Below are 25,198 nucleotides of genomic sequence, written 5' to 3'. Positions count from 1 at the left end.
CGCGTCGCCCCGGGGATGTACGCGGGGTGCACCCCCGGGCCGACTGCCTGGGGAAACGGTGACATCCACCGGCCGACGCGACGGATCACGCTCTGTTCGTAGGTTCGGGGACATGACGAACGCACCGATGATCGACGTCCGCGAGGCGACGAGGAAATACGATGACGGCCCGCCCGCACTGGCCGGTGTGAACCTGTCCGTGGCGTCCGGTGACTGTGTGGCGATCCTCGGCCACTCCGGCAGTGGGAAGTCCACGCTGCTGAACCTGATCGCCGGTCTGGACAAGCCCTCCAGCGGCAGTGTCACCGTCGACGGCACGCGCGTCGATCAGCTCGGTGAGGCCGGATCGGCGAAGTACCGCCGGGCCTCGATCGGCATGATCTTCCAGTTCTTCAATCTGCTCGACGATCTGACCGTATTGGACAACGTCATGGTTCCGGCGCAGCTGGCCGGGATGGGCAAGGGTGAGGCGAAGCGCCGGGCCGTCTCGCTGCTCAGCTCGCTGGGTATCGAGCGGCATGTCAAGGCCTATCCGCAGCGGCTGTCCGGTGGTCAGCGGCAGCGGGTGGCGGTGGCCAGGGCCCTGATGAACAAGCCGGCGCTGCTGCTGGCCGACGAGCCCACCGGCGCGCTGGACTCGAGCTCGGTCGAGGACGTGCGCCAGCTGCTGCTGGACCTGAACGCCGAGGGCCAGACCATCGTGCTGGTGACCCACGACATCCAACTGGCCACCACCACCGCGCGACGCACCATCGAGTTGGTGGACGGTGCGATCGCGCGGGACGTCGTCAACACGGTCAGCGGCGCCACCTCCGACAGCTCGGCGGGAGCGAGCCGGTGAGCGCGCTCGGAAAGGTCGTACGCTCCGGCGTGGGCCGGCGTCGGGTCCAGTCCGTCGTCATGGCGTTGACGACGTTCACCGCGGTGCTGTCATCAGTCCTCTCCCTCGGCCTGCTGACCGCCGTGCAGGACCCGTTCGAGCACGCTTTCCACACCCGGAACGGGGCGCACCTGGCGGTCCAGTTCGACGCTTCGAAGGTCACGGCCGCGCAGACCGCCGCCACCGCGCACGCCGCCGGTGTCACCGAGGCGGCCGGGCCGTACCCGATCGCCGCCGCGTTGGACACGACCATCGGCACCGACTGCCCCGAGACCGATCGGGCCGGTCACGACAACCATCCGATCACCGTCACCACCCGGCCCGACCTGGGCAGCACCTCCGGGCTGGACCAGCTGGTGCTGACCCGGGGGCGCTGGCCGACCGGCCCGGGCGAGATCGCCCTCCCCCAGAACAACTATGCCAACGCCTGCTTCGGCTCCTCGGTGGTGTTCTCCTCCCTGCCGGGCAAGCCGTCGTTCAAGGTCGTCGGCTTCGCCGCCTCGGTGACCAACAGCGCGACCGGCTTCGCCACCGCCGACGGTTTCGCGCGGCTGACCGCTGCCGGGGCCACAGCCGACGAGCAGATGCTCTACCGGTTCGCCGAGGCCGGGACCGACACCGACATCGCCGCCGACAAGCAGGCGGTGGCCGCCGCCGTGCCGGCCGGCGCGGTCGAGGACGGACAGTCGTACCTGACCGCGGAACAGCAGGCGACCGGCAACGCCAAGGCCTTCGTGCCGTTCCTGGTCGCCTTCGGGATCCTCGGGCTGGTCCTGTCGGTGCTGATCATCGCGATCGTGGTCAGCGGTGCGGTGGCCTCGGGAATCCGGCGCATCGGGATCCTGAAGTCGTTGGGCTTCACCCCTTCGCAGGTGGCCCGCGCCTACACCGCGCAGGCCGTGATCCCGGCGACACTCGGCGTGTTGCTCGGCACGGTATTCGGCGATCTCCTGGCCGGGCCGATCCTGAACGGGGCCTCCGAGCAGCTCGGCGCGGCCCATGCCACGATTCCGTTGTGGGTCAGCGCCGTGGTGCCGCTGGGCACCCTGCTGGTCGTCGCCGTCACGGCTTCGATCCCGGCACTGCGGGCCGGCCGGATGCCGGCGGTGCAGGCCCTGGTGGTCGGCCGCGCCCCGAAGGCCGGGCGCGGTCAGGCGGCGCAGCGTCTGGCCTCGCGGCTGCCACTGCCCCGGGCCATGTCGCTGGGTCTGGCCCAGCCGTTCGCCAAGCCGGCCCGGGCCGTACTGGTCGGTGCGGCGGTGCTGCTCGGCACGGTCACCGTCACCTTCGCGGCGGGGTTGGGAACCGCGTTCAGCAAGTACCAGGACACGATGATGAGTTCGGGCTTCAACGTCGCGTCGAAGCTCGTGATACCCACCGCCGACGTGGGCGCGCCGTGGGGTCTCTACGGCCCCAACGACCCGCGCCACGCGTACCTGGATGCCGCAAAGGTGGCCGACGCGCTCGCCGAGGTCCCGGGCACGAAGGCCGCGTTCGGCTGGGGCGACAGCGGCGCGACCATGGTCGGCGCGCCGATCGGCGGCGAACCGCCGGTCGTGTACGCGGTCAGCGGCGACTTCTCCTGGACGAACATGGAGCTGGTGTCCGGCCGCTGGTACTCGGCGCCCGGCGAGGCCGTGGTCGGCGACAAGCTGGCCTCGGCGGTGGGGATCCACGTCGGTGACGACATCACCGTGGTGCAGCAGAACAAGCAACTGTCGCTGAAGGTCGTCGGCATCAACTTCGACATCCATGGGACCGACTACTCGGCCATGACGGATGCGGCCGGCTTCACCGCCGCAGGACTGGCCCCGCACATCGACCAGTTCAACGTCGAGCTGGCCTCGAACGTCAACGAAGCGGACTGGTCCACCGCAGCCGCCGCCGCGCTGACCCCGCTGAACGCCTCGGTCCAGCCGCACTCGTCCGACAAGAACCTCGTGGTGATCATCATGGACGCCCTGGTCGCGACGTTCACGCTGATGTTGACCGCGGTCGCCGCGCTCGGGGTGCTCAGCATGGTGGCGCAGGACACCCGGGAGCGGGTCCACGACATGGGGATCTTCAAGGCCCTCGGGATGACACCCAAACAGACCGTCGCGATGGTCCTGACCTCGGTGACACTCACCGGCCTGATCGCCGGACTCATCGGGGTACCGCTCGGGGTCGCACTGGAGAAGGCGACACTGACCCCGATGAGCAACGCGATCGGCCGGCACCTGCCACCGAGCGTGACCCACATCTACACCGCCGGGCTGCTCCTCCCGCTGCTGGCCGCCGGAGTCGCGATCGCCCTGCTCGGGGCACTGCTGCCGGCCGGCTGGGCGGCACGGTCCCGGACCGCCACCGCGCTGCGGACCGAGTAGAACCGGGGCCCGCGGAACAACCGCCCGCCCGCCAGCGCGAGTTCGCTCGAACATCGCCTCAGCCCGCGGGGCCGCCGGTGTGGCGGCCCCGCGTGTCTGCTGCCGTACGGTCAGCTCCGGTTGCCGGTGCCGGGGGTGTGTGGTGGGCCGGCCTTCGAGGCTGGTGCTGTTCGGGAGCGGCTGGGCCTCGCCTACTCGCGGATGCCCGCGGCTTCGACCGCCCGGTGCCGGGTCGCCCGGCCGGTCGCTCCCGAGGCCGTGACCACGGTGACCAGGGCGCACAGCGCGACCGTCGCCAGGACCGGGGTCCACGGGACGACCGTCTGTGCGCTGGGGACGAGTTCGCCCAGGGAAGCGCGCTGGGTGGCCGCGGCGAGTACGGTCGCCACGGCCGCGAGCACCGTGCCGACCACCACGGCCACGGCCGACTCCGCCGCCGCGACCTTCACGATCTGGCTGCGGACCGCGCCCGCCAGGCCGAGCAGGGCGAACTCCCGCTTCCTCCCTGCCATCGCCATGATCAGGGTGTTGGCGACCGCGATCAGCGCGTAGGCCAGGGCGATGCCGAGGATGATCACGGCCGCGTTGTCCGTCTGCCGTGCGGCGTGGGCGCGTTGGGCGTCCAGGTACGCGTCGTACGTCACGAGGTGTGCGCCGGAACCCTCCAGGGCCCGGTTCACCGCCTCGGTCGGCAGACCGGCCTGCGCATCCAGGTAGACCAGGCTCGGCGCGACCCCGCCCGTCAGCGCCGACGACACGTAGGTGTCGTCGCCGTGCAGCCCGCGCGCGACGACCGCCGCGATCACCGTCTGCACCCGCTCGCCGGTCGGCAGCAGGGTGACCACCTTGTCCCCCACCGCCAAGCCGTCCGACGCGGCCGCGTGCTCGTCGATCACCAGGTAGTTCTCCGGGAGCGACGCCAGCGAGCCCGAGACCACGGGCGGCGTGACGGTCGAGCCGAGCGACCCCGCCGGTACGGCGTACGTGCTCAGCGAATCGATCTGCTCGCCCTGCTCCGTCCCGATCCGGATGTTCATCGACGCCACCGGCGTGACCCGCACGCCCGGCACCGCCGCCAGCCGTTCGACCGTCCGCGCGTCGATCCCCGTCCCGCCCCCGCCGGGCACGACCACGGCCGCCGCGTGGATCTCCTGCTGCTGCCGCGCCATCACCGCCGCGTCCCCCGACTTCTGCATGGTCAGCAGCGTCCCGACCAGCCCGACCGCCACCACGATCGGCGCCACCGTCGCCGCCGTACGCCGCCGCGACGTCAGGATGTTCTCCCGCACCAGCAGCGGCCCCGCCTTGCGCGAGCGCCGCAGCGGCCAGGTCAGCAGCCGGGTCACCGGCCGCAGCAGCAGCGGCGACAACAGTGCGACCGCCCCCACGTACAGCGCCGGTACCGCCTGGTACTTGCGCGCGCTCGCCGCCAGGTACGGCTCGGTGCGGGCGATGACGATCCCCGCCACCACCGCGCCCACCAGCATCCCGATCCCGAGCAGCCAGCGCACCGGCGTCATGCCGCGCCGCTCGACCACGCCCTCCCGCAGCACCTCGATCGGCCGGATCAGCGAGACCCGGACCAGCGTCGCGGCCGAGCCGGCCAGCGCCGCCGTGACCCCGATCACGAAGGTGACCAGCAGCGGCAGCGGGTTGAAGGAGATCGTGAACCACGACGGCGCCACGTCGTGGCCGAGCATCCACGACCGCAGCGGCAGGACGCACAGCGGCGCCAGCGCGCAGCCCACGACCGCCGCCGCGACCCCGACGATCAGTGCCTCGCCGAGCACCATCCGCCGTACCTGCCGGGGCGCCGCGCCCACCAGCCGCAGCAGTGCCAGTTCGCGGCGGCGCTGCTCGGTGGCGAAGGCGAAGGTCGCGACGACGACGAACACCGCGACGCACACCGCGAGCCCGGTCGTACTGCCCGCCATCGCCTGGGCGTTGGCCAACGCCTGGGCGCCGCCGGTGTCGTCCGGGTCGATCCGGGTCAGGCGGTCACCCTGCAGCACCACGGCCCGATCCCCCACGAGCGCCGACAACTGCCCGGCCGACAGGTCGCTGACCAGTGCGTTGACGCCCGGCGACAGCCGCTGCGCCTCCGCGTCGCTGAAGAAGACGGCGTTCTCGAACCAGCGCCCGTCCGTCACCCCCACCACCCGGTAGTGATCCGCACCGACCGAGACCTGCCGCCCGACCGAGTCCGCCGGGCCGCCGCCGACCACGATCTCGTCGGCGGCCTGCGGCGCCCGCCCGTCGACCAGGCGGTAGCCCGCGAACCCCGCCGAGGCCCACGGGTGCCCCGTCGCCGCGCCGGTACCGGAACCCGGGCCGGTGTTCACCGGGAAGCTGCGGTCGGCCACGGCCTTCCCCGCCGCCGTCACCTTCCCGACCACCTCGGGCGGCAGCACCGCCGGGGCCTTCATCGGGCTCCCCTCGAACCCCTGCGGGGCGACGACCGCCACCGAGGAGACCGCCTTGAACCGCTGCGGCCCCGGGTGCGGCGTCCCGAAGGTGGCCGCCAGGGTCAGCGTCATCATGCCGATCATCGTCGTGCCGAGCGCGAGGGCGAGGAACGCGCCCACGAAGCCCATCAGGCGGTGACGCAGCGTGGCGAAGGCCAGTCTCAGCACGGCGTCGCCCCACCCCGGCCGGGCTCCAGCGCGGCCATCCGCAGGGCCACGCCCTCGGCGGTCGGATCGGACAGCTCACCGGTCACCCGGCCGTCCGCGAGGAAGACGACGCGCTGCGCGTACGAGGCGGCGACCGGGTCGTGGGTGACCATGACCACCGTCTGCCCGTGCTGCTCGACGACGCCGCGCAGCAGCGCCAGCACCTCGCGCGCCGTCCCCGAGTCGAGCGCGCCGGTCGGCTCGTCCGCGAAGACCACCTTGGGCCTGGTCACCAGCGCCCGCGCGATGGCGACGCGCTGCTGCTGACCGCCCGACAGCTCCGCCGGCCGGTGGTCGCCGCGCTCGGCCAGCCCGACCTCGGCCAGGCCCCGGTCGATCGCCGCCGGGTCGACGGGCGTGTCCGCCAGCCGCAGCGGCAGCTCGATGTTCTGCCGCGCGGTCAGCGCCGGTATGAGGTTGAAGGACTGGAAGACGAACCCCATCTGCTCGCGCCGCAGTTCGGTGAGGCGGCGCTCGGAGAGCTCGTGCAGCGGCGCGCCGTCGAGCAGCACCCGGCCCGCGTCGACCCGGTCGAGGCCCGCCGCGCACTGCAGCAGCGTCGACTTGCCGGATCCGGACGGGCCCATGATCGCGGTGAAGGTGCCCGCCGCGAACCCGACGTCGACCCCGTCGAGCGCCGGCACCACCTGGGCGCCGCGCCGGTACGTCTTGCGCACGCCGTCGAGGCGGACGACGTCCCCGCCGCCTCCCGATCCCGATGTCCGCGCCGGTAGAGCCTTGTTCCGGAACACGTGCTCGCCTTCCCCCCGAGGTCATGATCATCTGTCGCGCCGATGCTAGGGCCGCACGCGGCGCCCGCACCTCCGGACAGTCCCTGATCCCGCCCCCGAGGAATCCCTGACAGCCGTTCACCTGGGACGGCGGGCCCGGCGTCCCGCCCGAGCGGGCCCGACACCCGGACGGCGCGCGTCCGTTCGGCGGAAGTCCGGGCTACTCCTTGACGATCAGGCCCGCCAGGATGAGCGCGGCGAAGACGGCGGCGGCGATCCGCTGCCGCCGGCTCCAGTTCTCCCAGCCGCGCACACACTTCGTGGCGACGCCGAGGCCGATCCAGCCCGTCGCGAACACCACCCACCCGACCACGTGCCTCATCGCGCTCCCCCGTGACCGCGCAGATCACGACTCGGCATCCCTTGTCACGGAGTGGCGACAGGGCGACGAGAGACTCGTCACGACAACGTCGATCCGACACGCCCTCGTGGCGCACAACGTTCCGTTTGCGCTATGAAGTTCCCTCGGAAGGGCCGCGATCATGCGGCCCCGTGAACGGGGGACGTCACCTTGAAGCCCATCAGCAGTAACCGCCGCACCCTGGCCGTGGCCGCCCTGGCCGCCGTCAGCGCGCTCTCCCTGACCGCGTGCAACGACGACGCGGCCAACGGCGACACCGTCGCCACCCAGCCGCCGGCGGCCACCACCCCGGCCGGCGCCCCGACCTCGGCGGCGGCCAGCACCCCGGCCGCCCCGGCCAGCTCGGCCCCCGCGCCGGGCGGCATCGGCGGGGCGACCGCCCCGGCGCCCGCGGGCGGCGGCGCGGGCGGCGCGGCCCCGGCGGCCGGCACCACGGCCAAGATCGGCGAGCCGATCCAGTTCCCGTACAAGTACGGCCACACCGAGGGCAAGGTCTCGGTCGCGGTGACCGGCATCGTCAAGGGCGACCCGGCCGACCTGACCAAGTTCAACCTGGGCGACCGGGCGAAGGGCCTGGTGCCCTACTACATCAGCTACAAGGTCACCAACGTCGGCACCACCGACATGTCCTTCGCCAGCCTGACCCAGATGAAGGGCCTGCTCGCGGACGGTTCCGAGGCGCAGGAGCTGTCGATCATCGGCAAGTTCGACAAGTGCCCGAGCAACTCCTTCCCGAGCGGCTTCACCAACGGCCAGTCGGTCACCTCCTGCGTGGTGGCCATGTCGCCGGAGGCCTCCAAGGTCGCGGGCGCCGAGTACTGGGGCGACCCGTACACCCTGGGCAAGGGCCTGAACTGGAAGTAGTCGCGCCACGGCCGGCCGTCACCGGCCGCCGCGACCGGCACCACCGCACCACCGTCGAAGGGCGGGGGCCCGGCACCGCGCCGGGCGCCCCGCCCTTCGGTGTCCCGCCGCCGGGCCGCCGCTCAGGCGGCGGCCGGGACCCCGTGGATGCGCAGGAAGGCGTCCACGCCGTCCGCCGCCGCCCGCCCGAGCTCCTCCTCGGCCACCGGCAGCGCGCCCCAGAACGAGCGCTCGGCCACGCCGTGCAGCGTCAGCAGGGTGAACCGCTCGGCGGCCCGCTCCGGGTCGTCCACCGCGAGCAGCCCGCGCCCGGCGAGCGCCGCGAGCCGGTCCGCGAGGTCGCGCCCGGTGGCGACGGGGCCGGCCTCCAGCCAGGCCTCCAGCACGTCCGCCGGGATGTTCGCCACCTCGGCGCGGATCGCCCGGCCGACCGCGCCGTGCTCGCCCGCGGCGAGGACGACGTGCGCGCGGGCGACGGCGAAGCCGACGAGGGCCCGGCGCGGGTCCTCGGCCCCCTCCAGGTGCTCGGCCATCAGCCGCCGGACCTGCTCGGCCAGCCCGGCCGAGCTGCGCAGGGCGACCGTCAGGAAGAGGGTCTCCTTGTCGGCGAAGTGGTTGTAGACCGTGCGCTTGGACACCCCGGCCTCCGCGGCGATCGCGTCCATGCTGGCCCGCAGGTACCCTTCGCGCCCGAACACCGCCGTCGCGGCCCGCGTGATCACCCGGCGCTTCTCCGGCCGCCCTGCTCCGCCCGTCCCCGTCACTGCCCCTCCTTCGTCGGCCCGCTCGCCGACCGTTCGAAATCGCCCGTTATGGCAGGCCATGACCCTTTCAGACCGGGCTTGCCACCGAACAGGCGTGCTCTATGCTGCCTACGATCTCTACATCCTCTACACCCGTGTAGAGGAAAACCGAAACGGGCCTGCCCCCGATCCGCGACGGGAAACCGCCGCCGGGAACCGGCAGGCCGACCTGAGCGTCCAGAACTGGCAGCGCCGCAACCGTCGTTGAAGTACGACACCCGGCGTCGGCGCCGGCGCCGCACATCGGCGCGCGGGACGCGGAACCTTCCGGGGGTGAGTACGTGGCAGGGCAGCGAGGACGGACGTCCGAGCAGGGAGCACGGCGACGGGCGGCGGGCAGACCCGCCGCACCGGCCGCCCCGACCCGCCCGCTGTCCGGCGGGCCGGCGCTGCCGGCCGTCGCCGCGCTCGGACTGCCGCTGATCGGCGCGGCCGTCGACGAGCTCTCCGGCCCCGGCATGGGCTGGGTGTTCGCGGTCTGCGCGGTGCTCGGCACCGGGCTCGCCGCCGCGCTCTGCACCCGCAGCGGCTGGTGGTGGGTGCTGGCCGCCTCACCGGTGGTGGTGCTGGCCGTGACGGCCGGCGCCGAACTGCTGGCCAACAGCGAGAAGTACCACGGCACCGCCCTGGCCACCGGCTCCACGAAGTGGGTGGTGTACGGGTTCCCCGTGATGGCGAAGGCCGCGGCCGCGGCCCTCCTGGTGATCGTGGTCCGGGTGATCCGGGGCCGGAGGAGGCACCATGACTGAGCAGAGCGACAACCGCGGCACCGGCGACCGGCCGGACGGCGGCCGGGCCGCCCGCCGCGGCGCGGACACCGCCCGGCCCGGCCGCCCCGCCCGCCCGAGCCCGGCGCTGATCGCCGGCCGGACGATCGCCTGCACGGCCGGCTTCGCGGTGTTCGCGGCCAGCGGGGTGGCCTGGTACGGGTTCAACGAGCTCACCGGCGGGATGACGACCTCCAACGCCATCGCCGAGACCAAGAAGGACGCCCCCAAACACCTCGACAACTCGGTCAACCTGCTGCTGATCGGCCTGGACAGCCGCAAGAACATGGACGGCTCGGACATCGACGGGCAGTTCATCCAGGACGAGCTGCACGCCGGGCACAGCTCCGAGGTCGGCGGCTACAACACCAACAGCCTGATCCTGCTGCACATACCCGCCAACGGCGGCAAGGTGCAGGCCGTCTCCATCCCGCGCGACGACTACGTGATGACGTACAGGGGCGACGGCAGCCAGATGGGCATGGCCAAGATCAAGGAGGCGTACGGCAACGCCAAGGACAAGGCCAACCCCGGCCTCCAGGCCAAGGGGCTGAAGGGCGCCGACCTGGAGAAGGCCGGCCGCGACGCCGGGCGCGCCGCCACCATCCGGACCGTCCAGACCTTCCTCGACCAGCCCATCGACCACGTCGCCGAGGTCAACCTCATGGGCTTCTACGACATCGCCAAGGCCGTCCAGCCGATCAAGGTCTGCCTCACCCACGACACCAAGGACCCGGCCATCGAGGGCCAGGGCTCCGGCGCCGACTTCCACAAGGGCATCAACGAACTCAACGCCTCCCAGGCGCTGTCCTTCGTCCGCCAGCGCCACAACCTGGACGGCCCGGACGGCAACACCGGCGACTTCGCCCGCACCCACCGCCAGCAGGCCTTCATCTCCTCCGTCGTGCACAAGCTCAAGGAGGACGGCATCATCTCCGACCTCGGCAAGCTCAAGGGCCTGTTCGGCGCGGTGCAGAAGGACCTGGTCATCGACAACGAGTGGAACATCCTCGACTTCGCCGAGCAGGCCCCGGCCCTGACCGGCGGCAACGTCGAGTTCAACACCCTCACCTTCGACGGCTTCGGCAAGAAGAACGGCCAGGACGTCAACCTCGTCACGCCGGCCAAGATCCAGAAGGTCGTCAAGCAGATCTTCGGCTACGCCGACGCCGCCGCGCCCGCCCCGGCCGACGGCGCGACCGACAACCCGAGCGCCCCCGTCCAGCAGCCGACCGCCACCGCGACCAAGACCGCGGCCACCGCGACCGTGGACGTCTTCAACGCCTCCCCGGCCGCCGGCGTCTCCTCCGCCGCCGAAGGCAAGGCCCTGGTCGGGATGGGCTTCAAGCTGGGCCGGACCGGCTCGGCCGCCGGCAAGCAGAAGGCCACCACGGTCGTCTACGGCAAGGGCGCCAAGGACGCCGCCGAGCAGATCGCCGCCCGCTACGGCGTGACCGCCACCGAGTCCGCCGCGACGGGCGCCGACCGGGTGGTCGTCACCCTCGGCAGCTCCTTCACCGGCGTCTCCGACAAGGCCGACAAGCCCACCACCCCGGCGGCGCCCGGCGGCGACCCGGCCGCCAACGTGCCCGTCCAGGGCCCCAGCGTCGACGCCCAGTCGGACGGCGGGATCCCCTGCGTCTACTGATCCCCGGACACGCGTCGGCGCCCCCGCCCAATGGTGGGCGGGGGCGCCGACGCGTACGGGCGGGCGGTCAGTCCACCGTCCAGGTGTCGCCGCCGGTGAGCAGCGAGGCCAGGTCGCCCGGGCCGCGGTGGGCGGCGGCGGTGGCCAGCTGGCTCGCCATGAGCTCGTCGTAGACCGGCCGCCGGACGTCCCGCAGCACCCCGATCGGGGTGTGGTGCAGGGTGTCCGCGTCGGCGATCCGGGACAGCGCGAAGGCCGTGGCCGGGCCGGCCGCGTGCGCGTCGTGCACCAGCACCCGCGCCTCGTTCTCCGCGGTGACCGGGGCGACGAACAGCTCGCCGTCCCCGTCCCGGAACACCCCGTTGGCGTCCTCGGCGCCGAAGCGGATCGGCTTGCCGTGCTCCAGCCGGATCAGCGCCTCGTCCCGGGTGCCGGGCTCCTTCAGCACCTCGAAGGCGCCGTCGTTGAAGATGTTGCAGTTCTGGTAGATCTCCACCAGCGCCGTGCCCTCGTGCCGCGCGGCCGCCCGCAGCACCGACTGCAGGTGCCGGCGGTCCGAGTCGATGGTGCGGGCGACGAAGGAGGCCTCGGCGCCGATCGCCAGCGACAGCGGGTTGAACGGCGCGTCCAGCGAGCCCATCGGCGTCGACTTGGTGATCTTGCCGAGTTCACTGGTCGGTGAGTACTGGCCCTTGGTGAGGCCGTAGATACGGTTGTTGAACAGCAGGATCTTCAGATTCACATTGCGCCGCAGCGCGTGGATCAGGTGGTTGCCGCCGATCGACAGCGCGTCGCCGTCCCCGGTCACCACCCACACGCTCAGGTCCCGCCGGGAGGTCGCCAGCCCGGTCGCGATCGCCGGCGCCCGGCCGTGGATCGAGTGCACGCCGTAGGTGTTCATGTAGTACGGGAAACGGGAGGAGCAGCCGATGCCGGAGACGAACACCGTGTTCTCGCGCCGGATCCCCAGCTCCGGCATGAAGGACTGCACCGCCGCCAGGACCGCGTAGTCCCCGCAGCCCGGGCACCAGCGCACCTCCTGGTCGGTCTTGAAGTCACGCGCGCCCTGCGGCTCCTCCGCCTTGGGCACCAGCCGCAACGACGGGAAGCCACCCTCGTCGGCAACACGATCGCTCATCGGTGGTCCTCCTCGTCCAGGGTGCCGATCGCCGCCCACAGCACGTCCGCCAACTGCGCCGCCTTGAACGGCAGTCCGCGCACCTGGTTGTAGGACTCGGCGTCCACCAGGTACTTGGCCCGCAGCAGCAGCGCCAGCTGGCCCAGGTTCATCTCCGGCACGATGACCTTCTCGTAACTGCGCAGCACCGTCCCGAGGTTGGCCGGGAACGGGTTGAGGTTGCGCAGGTGCGCCTGGGCGACCTCGCCGCCGTCCGCGCGCACCCGGCGCACCGCGGCGGTGATCGGCCCGTAGGTGGAGCCCCAGCCGAGGACCAGCACCCGGGCGTCGCCGCTCGGATCGTCCACCTCGACCGGCCGGACGGTGATGCCGTCGACCTTCGCCTGCCGGGTGCGGACCATGAAGTCGTGGTTGGCCGGGTCGTAGGAGATGTTCCCGGTGCCGTCCTGCTTCTCGATGCCGCCGATCCGGTGCTCCAGACCCGCCGTGCCGGGCACCGCCCACGGGCGGGCCAGGGTGTGCGGATCCCGCAGGTACGGCCAGAACGCGCCGTCCTCCCGGTTCGGGCCGGTCGCGAACTCCGGGTCGATCAGCGGCAGTTCGCCGACCTCCGGGATGCGCCACGGCTCCGAGCCGTTCGCCAGGTAGCCGTCCGAGAGCAGGAACACCGGGGTGCGGTAAGTGACGGCGATCCGGGCCGCCTCCAGCGCCGCGTCGAAGCACTCCGCGGGCGTCGCCGGGGCGACGATCGGCACCGGCGCCTCGCCGTTGCGGCCGAACATCGCCTGCAGCAGGTCCGCCTGCTCGGTCTTGGTCGGCAGGCCGGTGGACGGGCCGCCGCGCTGGATGTCCACGACCAGCAGCGGCAGTTCGAGCGAGACGGCCAGGCCGATCGTCTCCGACTTGAGCGCCACCCCGGGCCCGGAGGTGGTCGTCACGCCCAGCGCCCCGCCGAAGGCCGCGCCCAGCGCCGCGCCGATGCCGGCGATCTCGTCCTCGGCCTGGAAGGTGCGCACCCCGAAGTTCTTGTGCCTGGACAGCTCGTGCAGGATGTCCGAGGCCGGGGTGATCGGGTACGAGCCGAGGTACAGCGGCAGGCCCGAGCGCTCGGCGGCGGCGATCAGCCCGTAGGACAGCGCCAGGTTGCCGGAGATGTTGCGGTAGCGGCCGGCCGGGAGCTTCGCCGGCGGCACCTCGTAGGACACCGCGAACGACTCGGTGGTCTCGCCGAAGTTCCAACCCGCCCGGAACGCCGCGATGTTGGCCTCGGCGATCGGCGGCTTCTTGGCGAACTTGGCGCGCAGGAACGACTCGGTGCCGTGCGTCGGCCGGTGGTACATCCAGGACAGCAGGCCGAGCGCGAACATGTTCTTCGCCCGCTCGGCGTCCTTGCGGGCCAGCCCGCTGTCCTTGAGCGCCTCCAGGGTCAGCGTGGTCAGCGGCACCTTGTGCAGGTGGTAGCCGTCCAGCGAGCCGTCACCGAGCGGGTCCGCCGGGTAACCCACCTTCGTCAGCGCCCGCTTGGTGAACTCGTCGGTGTTGACGATGATCTCCGCGCCGCGTGGCAGGTCCGGCAGGTTGGCCTTCAGCGCCGCCGGGTTCATCGCCACCAGCACGTTCGGGGCGTCCCCGGGGGTGAGGATGTCGTGGTCGGCGAAGTGCAGCTGGAAGGACGAGACGCCGGGCAGCGTCCCCGCGGGGGCACGGATCTCGGCGGGGAAGTTCGGGAGCGTGGAGAGGTCGTTGCCGAAGGACGCCGTCTCCGAGGTGAACCGGTCACCGGTGAGCTGCATGCCGTCACCGGAGTCGCCGGCGAATCGGATGATGACCCGGTCGAGTCTGCGGATGGGCTTGGCCCGCCGCGGCGGTCGGCCGCCCGGGCCGGGAGGGCCGGCGGCCGCGCCCGGGCCGGAGCGTTGCGCACCGCTCCCGGCCCGGCCCTCGCCGCCGTCCGAGCCGTCCACTGCTTCTGACTGATCGACCTGACTGGTCACTGCCGCGGACCTCCTCGTGGGCGCACCACCGCGGGCGCGGCCCCGTGCCCCGTCCGCCTGGTGCACCACTCGCATCCTATGCGCGCGAGGTCTGCCGGGGCCGGAACTCCCGCATGCGGCGGGAAACCGCCGGGCGCCGTCCGTGCCGCACACCCAGCACAACGCCCCGGCGGCGGCGACCATTCCGGCCCGGAGCCGGCGGCCGCCGCGGCCTACGAGCCGAGGTAGGTCAGCACCGCGAGCACCCGGCGGTGGTCCTCCGGGCTCTGCGCCAGGCCCAGCTTCAGGAAGATGTTGCTGACGTGCTTCTCCACCGCGCCGTCCGAGACCACCAGTTGCCGGGCGACCGCCGCGTTGGTGCGGCCCTCGGCCATCAGCCCCAGCACCTCGCGCTCGCGCGGGGTCAGCCCGGCCAGCACGTCGCCCTTGCGGCTGCGGCTCAGCAGCTGCTGCACCACCTCCGGGTCCAGCGCGGTGCCGCCGTCCGCGACCCGCAGCACCGCGTCCGCGAACTCGCGCACCTCGGCGACCCGGTCCTTCAGCAGGTAGCCGACGCCCCGGGTGGAGCCGGCCAGCAGCTCGGAGGCGTAGCGCTCCTCCACGAACTGCGACAGCACGAGCACGCCCAGTCGCGGATAGCGGGAGCGCAGTTCGACACAGGCGCGCAGGCCCTCGTCGGTGTGCCCGGGCGGCATCCGCACGTCCGAGACGACCACGTCCGGCAGCGCGTCGGCGGCCGCCAGGGCGTCCACGGTGCGCACCAGCGCCTCGCCGTCCCCGACGCCCGCGACCACCTCCAGGCCGCGGTCGGTGAGCAGCCTGGTCAGGCCCTCCCGCAGCAGCACGGAGTCCTCGGCGATGACGACACGACGCATGACGGCCTTCCCCCAGAAGTGATGCGGACGAAGGCCAGTCTCCCCCATCACCGGGGCCCCGCGGCCCGCGGGCCCCGCCCCCGGCGGGGGCTCACATGGTGCGGATCGCCACCGAGTCGCAGAGCCCCTCCAGGGCCGCCTTCGCCGGGCAGTCCGGCAGCGCGGCGAGCGTCGCCCGGGCCTCCTCGGCCTGGCGCAGCGTCTCCCGGCGGGCCCGCTCCAGCGCGGGGTGGCGGCGCAGCAGGCGCAGCGCCTCGGCGTGCAGGGCGTCGTCGGCGGACAGGTCCCCGGCGAGCAGCTCGCGCAGCCGGGTGTCCTCCGGGTCGGCGGGGTCGGCCGGCATCTGCTGCAGCAGCAGCGTCGGCAGCGTGGCCACGCCCTCGCGCAGGTCGGTGCCGGGGGTCTTGCCGGACTCGTGGCCGTCGCTGGCGATGTCCAGCACGTCGTCGGCCAGCTGGAAGGCGATGCCGATCCGCTCGCCGAAGTCACCGAGGGTGTCCACCACCCACGGCTCGGCGCCGGCCGACTGCGCTCCTATCCGGCAGGCGACGGCGATCAGCGAACCGGTCTTGCCGGCCAGCACGTCCAGGTAGTGCAGCAGCGGGTCGACGTCCGGGCCGGGGCCGCGGGTCTCCATGATCTGGCCGGTGACCAGCCGCTCGAACGCCTCGGCCTGCATCCGCACCGCCTCCGGGCCCAGGTCGGCGAGCACCTGCGAGGCGCGGGAGAACAGGAAGTCGCCGGTGAGGATGGCGACCGAGTTGTCCCAGCGGGAGTTGGCGCTGGGCGCGCCGCGGCGCACCGGCGCCTCGTCCATCACGTCGTCGTGGTACAGGGTGGCCAGGTGGGTCAGCTCGACGACGACGGCGGCCGGCACCACACCGGGCGCCCCCGGGTCGCCGAACTGGGCGGCCAGCAGGAGCAGGAGCGGACGGAAGCGCTTGCCGCCGGCCTCGATCAGGTGACTGGCGGTGATGGTGATGAACGGGACGTCGCTCTTGACGGTCTCGGCGAGCGCCGCCTCCACCGCGTCCAGTCCGGCCTGGACGTCCCGGGTCAGGTCGCGGTCCTGCACGCTGAGCCCGAAGGGTCCCACGACGGTCACGAAGACCACTCCTCTGTCCCTGGTCGATCTGGCGGCCTGGTCCTTTGAGTGCCGCCGCTGGCCATACAGGCAGGGTATCCGGTCGTGAGTGGATCACTGCACGGGCGTGCTGGTCCCGTCACGATCCGGCCGGAAGGCCTGGTCAGACGGGCTGCGCGGGCCGGGCGGCGGCGAGCTGGAATCGGCCGCGGATAAAGACGCGCGGAAAAAGGCCGGAGGCCGGTCCGGGAATCCCGGGCCGGCCTCCGGCGGCAGCGGCCGCGGCGACGGCCGCCGGCCATCAGTACGCGAACAGCGAGGCCTTCGACGCGAGGTCCAGGAAGTACTGCGGCAGCAGCCCCAGCCCCAGCGTGACGAGCACCCCCACCCCGATCGCCGTCGCCGTGAACGCGCTCGGGATCACCACCGTCGGGCCGCCCGGCTGCGGGTCCGAGAAGAACATCAGCACGATCACCCGGATGTAGAAGAACGCGGCCACCGCCGAACTCAGCACACCCACCACCACCAGCGGCGTCGCCCCGCCGGCCGCCGCCGCCTGGAACACCGCGAACTTCCCGGTGAACCCGGAGGTCAGCGGGATCCCGGCGAAGGCCAGCAGGAACAGCGCGAACACCGCCGCCACCAGCGGCGAACGCCGGCCGAGACCGGCCCAGCTGGACAGGTGCGTCGCCTCGCCCTTGGAGTCGCGCACCAGCGTCACCACGGCGAACGCGCCGAGCGTCACGAAGGAGTACGCGGCCAGGTAGAACAGCACCGAGGACACGCCCTGCCGGTCGAGCGCGATCACGCCGGTCAGGATGAACCCGGCGTGCGCGATCGAGGAGTAGGCGAGCAGCCGCTTCACGTCCTGCTGGGTCACCGCCAGCACCGCCCCCACCACCATGGTGAGGATCGCGACGCCCCACATCACCGGCCGCCAGTCCAGCTTCAGGCCGGGGAACGCCACGTAGAACAGCCGCAGCAGCGCCCCGAACGCGGCGACCTTGGTGGCCGCCGCCATGAAGCCGGTCACCGGCGTCGGCGCGCCCTGGTAGACGTCCGGCGTCCAGGCGTGGAACGGCACCGCGCCGACCTTGAACAGCAGGCCGACCGCCAGCATCCCCAGGCCGATCAGCAGCAGCACGTCGCTCTGGGTACTGCTCAGCTGCGCCGGAGTCGCCATCGCCTTGCCGGAGACGACGTCCGAGATGTCGCCGAGCTTCACGCTGCCCGCGTAGCCGTACAGCAGCGCCGTGCCGAACAGGAAGAACGCCGAGGCGAACGCGCCGAGCAGGAAGTACTTGACGGCCGCCTCCTGGGAGAGCAGCCGGCGGCGCCGGGCCAGCGCGCACAGCAGGTACAGCGGCAGGGAGAAGACCTCCAGCGCCACGAACATGGTCAGCAGGTCGTTGGCGGCCGGGAACAGCAGCATGCCGCCGACCGCGAACATGGTCAGCGGGAACACCTCGGTCGTGGTGAAGCCGGCCCGGACCGCGGCCCGCTCCTGCTCGCCGCCGGGCGTGGCGGAGGCCTGCGCGGCGAACGCGTCGGCGGGCAGGCCGCCGGCCTTGGGCTCCAGCCGGCGCTCGGCGTAGGTCAGCACCGCGACCACGGCGACCAGCAGGATCACGCCCTGCAGGAACAGCGCCGGGCCGTCCATCGCGACGGACTCCATGGCCAGCAGCTCCAGCCGCGGCGCGCGGCCCTGCGCGGCCAGCACCACCACGGCGACGAAGGCGGCGACCAGGCCGGCCAGCGCGAGCGGGACCTGCGTCCGGTACCGGTAGCGGCGGGGCACGAAGGCCTCCACCAGGATCCCGGCCACGGCCGCGCCGAACACCACCAGCATCGGGGAGAGCCGGCCGTACTCGATGTGCGGCGCCGGGATGCTGGGCGTGTTGCCGCCGAGGGCGGCGAGCACTGCGGTGGCGCTCACTTCTGCTCACCTCCTGAGCTGGCGGCGACCGGGTGGGCCGGCGCCGGGTCGGTCCGGTGGACCTGCGAGAGCGTGGCGTCCACCGAGGGGTTCACCAGGTCGGTGAGCGGCTTCGGGTAGACGCCGAGCAGCACGGTCAGCGCCACCAGCGGTGCCACCACGGCCAGTTCGCGCACCTTCAGGTCGGGCATGGTGCGCACGCCGTCCTTCACCGGGCCGGTCATCGTGCGCTGGTACAGCAGCAGCGCGTACAGCGCGGCCAGCACGATCCCGAAGGTGGCGACGATCCCCACCGCCGGGTAGCGGGTGAACGTGCCCACCAGCACCAGGAACTCGCTGACGAACGGCGCCAGCCCCGGCAGCGACAGGGTGGCGAGCCCGCCGACCAGGAACGTCCCGGCGAGCACCGGGGCGACCTTCTGCACGCCGCCGTAGTCGGCGATCAGCCGCGAGCCGCGGCGCGAGATCAGGAAGCCGGCCACCAGCATCCACGCCGCGGTCGAGATGCCGTGGTTCACCATGTAGAGGGTGGCGCCGCTCTGGCCCTGGCTGGTCAGCGCGAAGATCCCCATGATGATGAAGCCGAAGTGCGAGATCGAGGCGTAGGCGACCAGCCGCTTGATGTCCTTCTGGCCGATCGCCAGCAGCGCGCCGTAGACGATGCCGACCAGCGACAGCACCAGGATCGCCGGGGCGAAGGTCCGCGAGGCGTCCGGGAACAGGCCGAGGCAGAAGCGCAGCATCGCGAAGGTGCCGACCTTGTCCACCACGGCGGTGATCAGCACCGCCGTGCCGGCCGTTGCCTCGCCCATCGCGTTCGGCAGCCAGGTGTGCAGCGGCCACAGCGGGGCCTTCACCGCGAAGGCGAAGAAGAAGCCGAGGAACAGCGCCTTGTCGGCGGTGCCGCTCAACCGCAGCCGGCCGTCCGCGATCGCGTCGGTCAGGGTGCGCAGGTCGAAGGTGGCGAAGCCCTGGTCCTGCGCCAGCACGTACAGGCCGATCACGGCGGCCAGCATCACCAGGCCGCCGAGCAGGTTGTAGAGCAGGAACTTCACGGCCGCGTAGCTGCGCTGGCGCGCCGACTCGGGGCCGCCCGCCCGGTCGCCGAAGCCGCCGATGAGGAAGTACATCGGGATCAGCATGGCTTCGAAGAACACGTAGAAGAGGAAGACGTCGGTGGCGTAGAAGGAGACGAGCACCATCGCCTCGACGGCCAGGATCAGGGCGAAGAAGCCCTGGGTGCGCCGCCTGCTCTCGAAGGTGTCGCCGGCCTCGGCGGCGCCGTCCGGGCCGGGTGGCTCCGGATCGGCGTCGTGCCAGGACGCCAGGATCACCACGGGCACCAGCACGGCCGTCAGCAGGGCGAGCACCGCGCCGATGCCGTCCACGCCGAGCGAGAAGGTGATGCCGAAGGAGCGGATCCAGCTGTACGACTCGGTCAGCTGGTACCGGGCGCCGTGCGGGTCGAACCGGGCGGCCACCACGGCGGCCAGCACCAGGGCCACCGCCGAGACGCCCAGCGCCACGGCCTTGGTGGTGCGGCGCCGGGCCTCGGTGGAGCCGGCCGGCAGGGCGGCGGTCAGCACCGCCCCGGCCGCCGGGACGACGCAGGTGGCGGTCAGCAACGCACTCATGCGCCCACCTCGCTTCGCTCGGCAGGGGCCTTCGCCCACACGCGGCATTCGATGACTCGCTCGCTCATGGCCACACCTCCCCCGCGAGTTGTGGATTCGTTGTCCATCACACGGACCTCATCAGGAGAGTCGAGGCGACCAGCACCAGCGTGCCGCCGAACATGGAGAGCGCGTACGAGCGGACGAAGCCGTTCTGGACCCGGCGCAGCCGCCCGGACAGGCCGCCGATGGTGGCGGCCAGGCCGTTGACGAAGCCGTCCAGGCCCCGGCTGTCGAACCAGACCAGGGTCGCGGTGAGCGCCGAGCCCGGCCGCACCAGCACGGCGTGGTTGACGTCGTCCTGCAGCAGGTCGCGCCGGGCCGCCCGGGTCAGCGGGGAGCCGACCGGCGGAACCACCGGCACCGGCGAACGCCAGTACATCAGGTAGGCCAGGCCGACACCGGCCAGCATGCAGACCGTCGTCAGAGCGGTGACCGTCCAGGTGCCGAGCGGCGAATCGCCCTCGCTGTACCTGGTGACCGGTTCCAGCCACTTCAGGAAGGAGTCGTCGAAGGCGAACAGCCCGCCCGCGAAGACCGAGCCGACCGACAGCAGGACCATCGGGACCGTCATGGTCCGCGGCGACTCGTGCGGGTGCGGGAGGTTGCCCTCCTCGTCCGGCTGCCAGCGCTTCTCGCCGAAGAAGGTCAGCACCATCACCCGGGTCATGTAGAACGCGGTGACGGCCGCGCCGAGCAGCGCGCACAGGCCCAGGATCCAGCCCTCGGTGCCGCCCTTGGCGAACGCCGCCTCGATGATCTTGTCCTTGGAGAAGTACCCGGACAGGCCCGGGAAGCCGATGATCGCCAGGTAGCCGAGGCCGAAGGTGACGAAGGTGACCTTCATGTGCCGCCACAGGCCGCCGTAGTGACGCATGTTCACCTCGTCGTTCATGCCGTGCATGACCGACCCGGCGCCGAGGAACAGCCCGGCCTTGAAGAAACCGTGCGTCACCAGGTGCATGATCGCGAAGACGTAGCCGATCGGGCCGAGCCCGGCCGCCAGCACCATGTAGCCGATCTGCGACATCGTCGAACCGGCCAGCGCCTTCTTGATGTCGTCCTTCGCGCAACCGACGACCGCACCGAACAGCAGCGTCACCGCGCCGACCACCACCACGGCGGTCTGCGCGTCCGGCGCCAGGTCGAACACGGCCGAGGACCGGGTGATCAGGTACACCCCGGCGGTCACCATGGTCGCCGCGTGGATCAGGGCCGAGACCGGGGTCGGGCCCTCCATCGCGTCCCCGAGCCAGGACTGCAGCGGCACCTGCGCCGACTTGCCGCACGCCGCCAGCAGCAGCATCAGGCCGATCGCCGTCAGCTTGCCCTCGCTCGCCAGGTGCGCCCCGTCGAAGACCGGGGTGAATGCGAAGGACCCGAACTCGGCGAACATCAGCATGATCGCGATCGACAGGCCCAGGTCGCCGACCCGGTTGACGATGAAGGCCTTCTTCGCCGCCGTCGCCGCACTCGGCTTGTGCTGCCAGAAGCCGATCAGCAGGTACGAGGCCAGCCCCACACCCTCCCAACCGACATACAGCAGCAGGTAGTTGTCCGCGATCACCAGTAGCAGCATGGCCGCCAGGAACAGGTTCAGGTACGCGAAGAAGCGGCGCCGGCGCTCGTCGTGCGCCATGTAGCCCACCGAGTACAGGTGGATCAGCGTGCCGACCCCGGTGATCAGCAGCACGAAGGTCATCGACAACTGGTCGAGCCGGAACGCGACATCGGCCTGGAAGCCGTTCACCGGAACCCAGCTGAACAGGTGCTTCGTCACCGCCCGGTGATCGGCCTCCCGGCCCAGCATGTCCGAGAACAACGCCAGGCCGAAGCCGAACGAGAGCGCCGCGAGCGCCGTGGCAAGCCAGTGACCGAACCGGTCCAGCGCCCGGCCGCCGAGCAGCAGCAGGGCGGCGCCGGCCAGTGGAGCCGCCACCAGCAGCGGAATGAGAGAGTTCACCGAAGGCCCTCCGCCTACAGCTTCATCAGATTGCTGTCGTCGACCGAAGCGGAGTGCCTGGTCCGGAAGATGGACACGATGATGGCGAGGCCGACCACGACCTCGGCCGCCGCGACCACCATCGTGAAGAACGCGATGACCTGCCCGTCCAGCGTCCCGTGCAGCCGCGAGAACGTCACCAGCGCCAGGTTCGACGCGTTCAGCATCAGCTCCACGCACATGAACAGCACGATCGCGTTGCGCCGCACCAGCACACCGGCAGCGCCGATGGTGAACAACAGGGCCGCCAGGTACAGGTAGTTGACCGGATTCACCGCTCGCCCTCCTCGCCCGGCCGGCCGCCGCCGGTACCGTTCCCTGCGCCGTTCCCTGCGCCGTTCCCGATGCCGTTGGCGGCGCCGTTCCCGACGCCGTTGGCGGCGCCGTTGGTGACACCGGCCCCGTTGCCGGCCGCGGCCGGCTCCAGTGACTTGCGCGCAGCCGCCACCACCGGCCGCTCCGAGGACGCCCGGCCCAGCCAGTCCGCCGTCGAGTTCTCCAACTCCGCCATCCGGCGCCGCATCTCCTCGCTCACGTCCCGGACCTGGCCGCGCTCGCGCAGCGTCGCGTTCACCGACAGCTCCGCCGGCGTCCCGTCCGGCAGCAGCCCCGGCACGTCCACCGCGTTGTGCCGCGCGTACACGCCCGGCGCCGGCAACGGCGGCACCTGCAGGTTGTCCCGCACCCGCTGCGCCGCCAGCTCCCGCTGCGTCTTCGGCGCCTTCACGTGCTCCCGGTGCGTCAGCACCATCGCACCGATCGCCGCCGTGATCAGCAGCGCACCCGTCACCTCGAACGCCCACACGTACCGGGTGAAGATCAGCCGGGCCAGACCCGGCACGTTGCCCTCGGCGTTCGCCTCCGACAAACCGGTGAAGTGGTCCAGCTTCGCGTTCGCGATCCCCGCCACCAGCAGCACGCCGAACCCCAGCCCGCACAGCGCCGCCGCGAAGCGCTGGCCCTTCAACTGCTCCTTCAGCGAATCCTCGCTGGTCACACCGACCAGCATCACCACGAACAGGAACAGCATCATGATCGCGCCGGTGTACACCACGATCTGCACCACGCCCAGGAACACCGCGCCCTGCGCCATGTAGCAGACCGCCAGCGCCAGCATCGTCGCCGCCAGGCACAGCGCGCTGTGCACCGCCTTGCGCATCAGCAGCATGCCCAGCGCACCACCCACCGCGACCACCGCGAGCACCCAGAACTGGACGGCCTCACCCGTCGAGGTCGTCCCGCCCGCCGCTGCGAACTGCGTGATCACCCCTGCACCTCCTGCTCCCGGTCGGTGCGCTCCTGACGGACCGTGCCCGGCGCCGCCCCGGTGACCTCGCCCCGGTAGTACGCGCCCTCGTCGGCACCCGGGAAGATCGCGTGCGGGGTGTCCACCATGCCCTCCGACAGGCCCACCAGCAGCTGCTCCTTGGTAAAGATCAGGTCCCGGCGGGAGGAGTCCGCGAGCTCGTACTCGTTCGTCATCGTCAGCGCCCGCGTCGGACAGGCCTCGATGCACAACCCGCACAGGATGCAGCGGGCGTAGTTGATCTGGTACACCGCGCCGTAGCGCTCACCCGGCGAGTACCGCTCCTCGTCCCGGTTGTCCGCGCCCTCCACGTAGATCGCGTCCGCCGGGCACGCCCAGGCGCACAACTCGCAGCCCACGCACTTCTCCAGGCCGTCCGGATGCCGGTTCAGCTGGTGGCGGCCGTGGAAGCGCGGAGCGGTCGGCTTCTTCTGCTCCGGGTACTGCTCGGTCAGCCGCTTCTTGAACATGGCCTGGAAGGTCACGCCGAAGCCGGCGGCCGGGCCGAGCAGCGACGGCCGGTCGGGCCGGTCGGCCCGCTCCGTCTGGTCGGACGACATCTCGGATCAGCTCCCTTCGGGATGGTCGGCGCCGTTGAGCGCGTCCTGCAGTTGCTTCGGGGCACGGCTCCGCCTGCGCGGCACCGGCGGCAGCACCTGGCCCGGCATCGGCGGCACCGGGTAGCCCCCGGCCATCGGATCGAACTCCCCCCCGGCTCCCGCGGGCGGCGCCTCGGGCTCCGGCTGCTTGCGCAGGAAGTCCCGCAGCAGCGCCAACAGCAGCACCACCCCGACCGGGGCGCCCACGTACAGCACCACCTCGCCGAAGCCGTACCCCTCGTTGCGCAGCGCCCGCACGCTCGCGATCAGCACCAGCCACACCAGCGAGACCGGGATCAGCACCTTCCAGCCCAGCTTCATGAACTGGTCGTAGCGGAACCGGGGCAGCGTGGCCCGCAGCCAGATGAAGAAGATCAGCAGCAGATGGATCTTCACCGTGAACCAGAGCATCGGCCACCAGCCGTGGTTCGCGCCCTCCCAGAACACCGACACCGGCCACGGCGCCCGCCAGCCACCGAGGAACAGCGTCGACGCCACCGCCGACACCGTCACCATGTTCACGTACTCGGCCAGCATGAACATCGCGAACTTCAGCGACGAGTACTCGGTGTTGAACCCGCCCACCAACTCGCCCTCGGCCTCCGGAAGGTCGAACGGCGCCCGGTTCGTCTCACCCACCATCGCGATCACGTACACGATGAACGACACCGGCAGCAGCGCCGCGAACCACGTCGGCTGCTGGTGCGCCACGATCTCCGAGGTCGACATCGACCCCGAGTGGATGAACACCGCGGCGAACGACAGACCCATCGCGATCTCGTAGCTGATCATCTGCGCCGTCGAACGCAGCCCGCCCAGCAGCGGGTACGTCGAACCCGACGACCAGCCCGCCAGCACGATCCCGTAGATGCCCACCGAGGCCGTCGCCAGGATGTACAGCAGCGCCACCGGGAAGTCCGTCAGCTGCAGCGGCGTCCGGGTACCGAAGATCGACACCTCGTCGCCCGCCGGGCCGAACGGGATCACCGCGAACGCCATGAACGCCGGGATCGCCGCCACGATCGGGGCCAGGACGTAGACCACCTTGTCCGCGCCCTTGACCACCAGGTCTTCCTTCAGCGCCAGCTTCACACCGTCCGCCAGCGACTGCAGCAGGCCCCACGGCCCGTTCCGGTTCGGCCCGATGCGCAACTGCATCCAGGCCAGCACCTTGCGCTCCTCGATGATCGTGACCAGCACCGTCACCAGCAGGAACGCGAAGCAGAACACCGCCTTCAGCAGCACCATCCACCACGGGTCGTGGCCGAAGAAGTGAAGCGTCTCGTACGGCTGCGGAGTCATCGGACCTCCCCCTCGGCGTCGGCCCGCCCCTGCGGCCGCTCCGGTGGCTGTTCTCCCGGCAGGCCCTGCCCCTGCCCCTGCCCATGCGCCGGCTCCTGCACCTGCGCCTTCGCCTGCGTCCCGGCCGGCTCGGCGCC

21 protein-coding genes are annotated in these 25,198 nt (G+C 71.9%); 6 read left to right on the top strand and 15 right to left on the bottom strand.

The window, feature by feature from the left end; all coding sequences use genetic code 11:
- The first annotated feature begins 112 nt into the window (after positions 1 to 112).
- Both ACPC54_RS11120 and ACPC54_RS11115 read left to right on the top strand, forming a co-directional pair.
- The gene (locus ACPC54_RS11120; protein ID WP_498963603.1) at positions 113 to 841 is read left to right on the top strand and encodes an ABC transporter ATP-binding protein; all 729 of its coding nucleotides are present in this window, start codon (positions 113 to 115) and stop codon (positions 839 to 841) included.
- A 59-nt stretch (positions 842 to 900) separates the two neighbouring features.
- On the top strand, positions 901 to 3,246 hold the full coding sequence (locus ACPC54_RS11115; RefSeq protein ID WP_498963601.1) for an ABC transporter permease: 2,346 nt from the start codon (positions 901 to 903) through the stop codon (positions 3,244 to 3,246).
- A 191-nt stretch (positions 3,247 to 3,437) separates the two neighbouring features.
- Here ACPC54_RS11115 and ACPC54_RS11110 read toward each other — a convergent pair whose 3' ends face one another.
- The 3 genes from ACPC54_RS11110 to ACPC54_RS11100 form a co-directional block, all read right to left on the bottom strand.
- Entirely contained in the window at positions 3,438 to 5,879 is a 2,442-nt protein-coding gene (locus ACPC54_RS11110) for an ABC transporter permease (protein WP_498963599.1), read from the bottom strand.
- A complete protein-coding gene (locus ACPC54_RS11105) occupies positions 5,873 to 6,595 on the bottom strand; it encodes an ABC transporter ATP-binding protein (protein WP_498963597.1) in 723 nt (240 codons plus the stop codon). The genes ACPC54_RS11110 and ACPC54_RS11105 overlap by 7 nt, the downstream gene beginning before the upstream one ends.
- A gap of 274 nt (positions 6,596 to 6,869) precedes the next feature.
- Positions 6,870 to 7,031: a hypothetical protein gene (locus ACPC54_RS11100; protein ID WP_498963595.1), complete on the bottom strand. Its 162-nt coding sequence runs from the start codon at positions 7,029 to 7,031 to the stop codon at positions 6,870 to 6,872.
- Positions 7,032 to 7,220: 189 nt separating this feature from the next.
- Between ACPC54_RS11100 and ACPC54_RS11095 the strand changes: the two genes are divergently transcribed.
- Entirely contained in the window at positions 7,221 to 7,934 is a 714-nt protein-coding gene (locus ACPC54_RS11095) for a hypothetical protein (RefSeq protein WP_498963593.1), read from the top strand.
- A gap of 122 nt (positions 7,935 to 8,056) precedes the next feature.
- Here the strand turns inward: ACPC54_RS11095 and ACPC54_RS11090 are convergent, their stop codons facing one another.
- Positions 8,057 to 8,698 (bottom strand): TetR/AcrR family transcriptional regulator, encoded by a 642-nt coding sequence (locus tag ACPC54_RS11090; protein ID WP_498963591.1) that lies wholly within the window; start codon positions 8,696 to 8,698, stop codon positions 8,057 to 8,059.
- Positions 8,699 to 8,792: 94 nt separating this feature from the next.
- Between ACPC54_RS11090 and ACPC54_RS11085 the strand changes: the two genes are divergently transcribed.
- The 3 genes from ACPC54_RS11085 (at position 8,793) to ACPC54_RS11075 (ending at position 11,152) form a co-directional block, all read left to right on the top strand.
- A complete protein-coding gene (locus ACPC54_RS11085) occupies positions 8,793 to 8,945 on the top strand; it encodes a hypothetical protein (protein WP_498963589.1) in 153 nt (50 codons plus the stop codon).
- Positions 8,946 to 9,018: 73 nt separating this feature from the next.
- A complete protein-coding gene (locus ACPC54_RS11080; protein WP_498963587.1) occupies positions 9,019 to 9,486 on the top strand; it encodes a DUF6542 domain-containing protein in 468 nt (155 codons plus the stop codon).
- Positions 9,479 to 11,152 (top strand): LCP family protein, encoded by a 1,674-nt coding sequence (locus ACPC54_RS11075; RefSeq protein WP_498963585.1) that lies wholly within the window; start codon positions 9,479 to 9,481, stop codon positions 11,150 to 11,152. Before ACPC54_RS11080 ends, ACPC54_RS11075 begins: the two co-directional genes overlap by 8 nt.
- A gap of 67 nt (positions 11,153 to 11,219) precedes the next feature.
- Here the strand turns inward: ACPC54_RS11075 and ACPC54_RS11070 are convergent, their stop codons facing one another.
- The 11 genes from ACPC54_RS11070 to nuoH form a co-directional block, all read right to left on the bottom strand.
- Complete coding sequence (locus tag ACPC54_RS11070; RefSeq protein ID WP_498963583.1) at positions 11,220 to 12,290, bottom strand: 2-oxoacid:ferredoxin oxidoreductase subunit beta; 1,071 nt, start codon at positions 12,288 to 12,290, stop codon at positions 11,220 to 11,222.
- Positions 12,287 to 14,284 carry a 2-oxoacid:acceptor oxidoreductase subunit alpha gene (locus ACPC54_RS11065; protein ID WP_498963581.1) on the bottom strand — a complete coding sequence of 666 codons (1,998 nt, stop codon included), beginning with the start codon at positions 14,282 to 14,284 and terminating at the stop codon, positions 12,287 to 12,289. Before ACPC54_RS11065 ends, ACPC54_RS11070 begins: the two co-directional genes overlap by 4 nt.
- 212 nt (positions 14,285 to 14,496) lie before the next feature.
- Positions 14,497 to 15,159, bottom strand: a complete 663-nt coding sequence (locus tag ACPC54_RS11060; RefSeq protein WP_498963579.1) for a response regulator — start codon at positions 15,157 to 15,159, stop codon at positions 14,497 to 14,499.
- A 91-nt stretch (positions 15,160 to 15,250) separates the two neighbouring features.
- Positions 15,251 to 16,264: a polyprenyl synthetase family protein gene (locus tag ACPC54_RS11055; RefSeq protein ID WP_498963577.1), complete on the bottom strand. Its 1,014-nt coding sequence runs from the start codon at positions 16,262 to 16,264 to the stop codon at positions 15,251 to 15,253.
- Between the two features lie 280 nt (positions 16,265 to 16,544).
- Positions 16,545 to 18,179, bottom strand: a complete 1,635-nt coding sequence (nuoN, locus tag ACPC54_RS11050) for an NADH-quinone oxidoreductase subunit NuoN (RefSeq protein ID WP_498963575.1) — start codon at positions 18,177 to 18,179, stop codon at positions 16,545 to 16,547.
- On the bottom strand, positions 18,176 to 19,813 hold the full coding sequence (locus ACPC54_RS11045; RefSeq protein WP_498963573.1) for an NADH-quinone oxidoreductase subunit M: 1,638 nt from the start codon (positions 19,811 to 19,813) through the stop codon (positions 18,176 to 18,178). The genes nuoN and ACPC54_RS11045 overlap by 4 nt, the downstream gene beginning before the upstream one ends.
- A 106-nt stretch (positions 19,814 to 19,919) precedes the next feature.
- On the bottom strand, positions 19,920 to 21,815 hold the full coding sequence (nuoL, locus tag ACPC54_RS11040; protein ID WP_498963571.1) for an NADH-quinone oxidoreductase subunit L: 1,896 nt from the start codon (positions 21,813 to 21,815) through the stop codon (positions 19,920 to 19,922).
- 14 nt (positions 21,816 to 21,829) lie between these two features.
- The gene (gene nuoK, locus ACPC54_RS11035; protein ID WP_045703619.1) at positions 21,830 to 22,129 is read right to left on the bottom strand and encodes an NADH-quinone oxidoreductase subunit NuoK; all 300 of its coding nucleotides are present in this window, start codon (positions 22,127 to 22,129) and stop codon (positions 21,830 to 21,832) included.
- Positions 22,126 to 23,118 carry an NADH-quinone oxidoreductase subunit J gene (locus tag ACPC54_RS11030; protein WP_498963842.1) on the bottom strand — a complete coding sequence of 331 codons (993 nt, stop codon included), beginning with the start codon at positions 23,116 to 23,118 and terminating at the stop codon, positions 22,126 to 22,128. The genes nuoK and ACPC54_RS11030 overlap by 4 nt, the downstream gene beginning before the upstream one ends.
- On the bottom strand, positions 23,118 to 23,720 hold the full coding sequence (gene nuoI, locus ACPC54_RS11025) for an NADH-quinone oxidoreductase subunit NuoI (protein WP_498963569.1): 603 nt from the start codon (positions 23,718 to 23,720) through the stop codon (positions 23,118 to 23,120). The genes ACPC54_RS11030 and nuoI overlap by 1 nt, the downstream gene beginning before the upstream one ends.
- 6 nt (positions 23,721 to 23,726) lie before the next feature.
- A complete protein-coding gene (nuoH, locus tag ACPC54_RS11020) occupies positions 23,727 to 25,061 on the bottom strand; it encodes an NADH-quinone oxidoreductase subunit NuoH (RefSeq protein ID WP_498963567.1) in 1,335 nt (444 codons plus the stop codon).
- Positions 25,062 to 25,198: the final 137 nt, after the last annotated feature.

Origin of the sequence: Kitasatospora sp. NPDC094028, assembly GCF_049543595.1 — a bacterium.
In the GTDB taxonomy this organism is placed as follows: domain Bacteria; phylum Actinomycetota; class Actinomycetes; order Streptomycetales; family Streptomycetaceae; genus Kitasatospora.
Note: the sequence above shows the minus strand (reverse complement) of the source record. Positions and strands in the feature narration are given on the sequence as shown.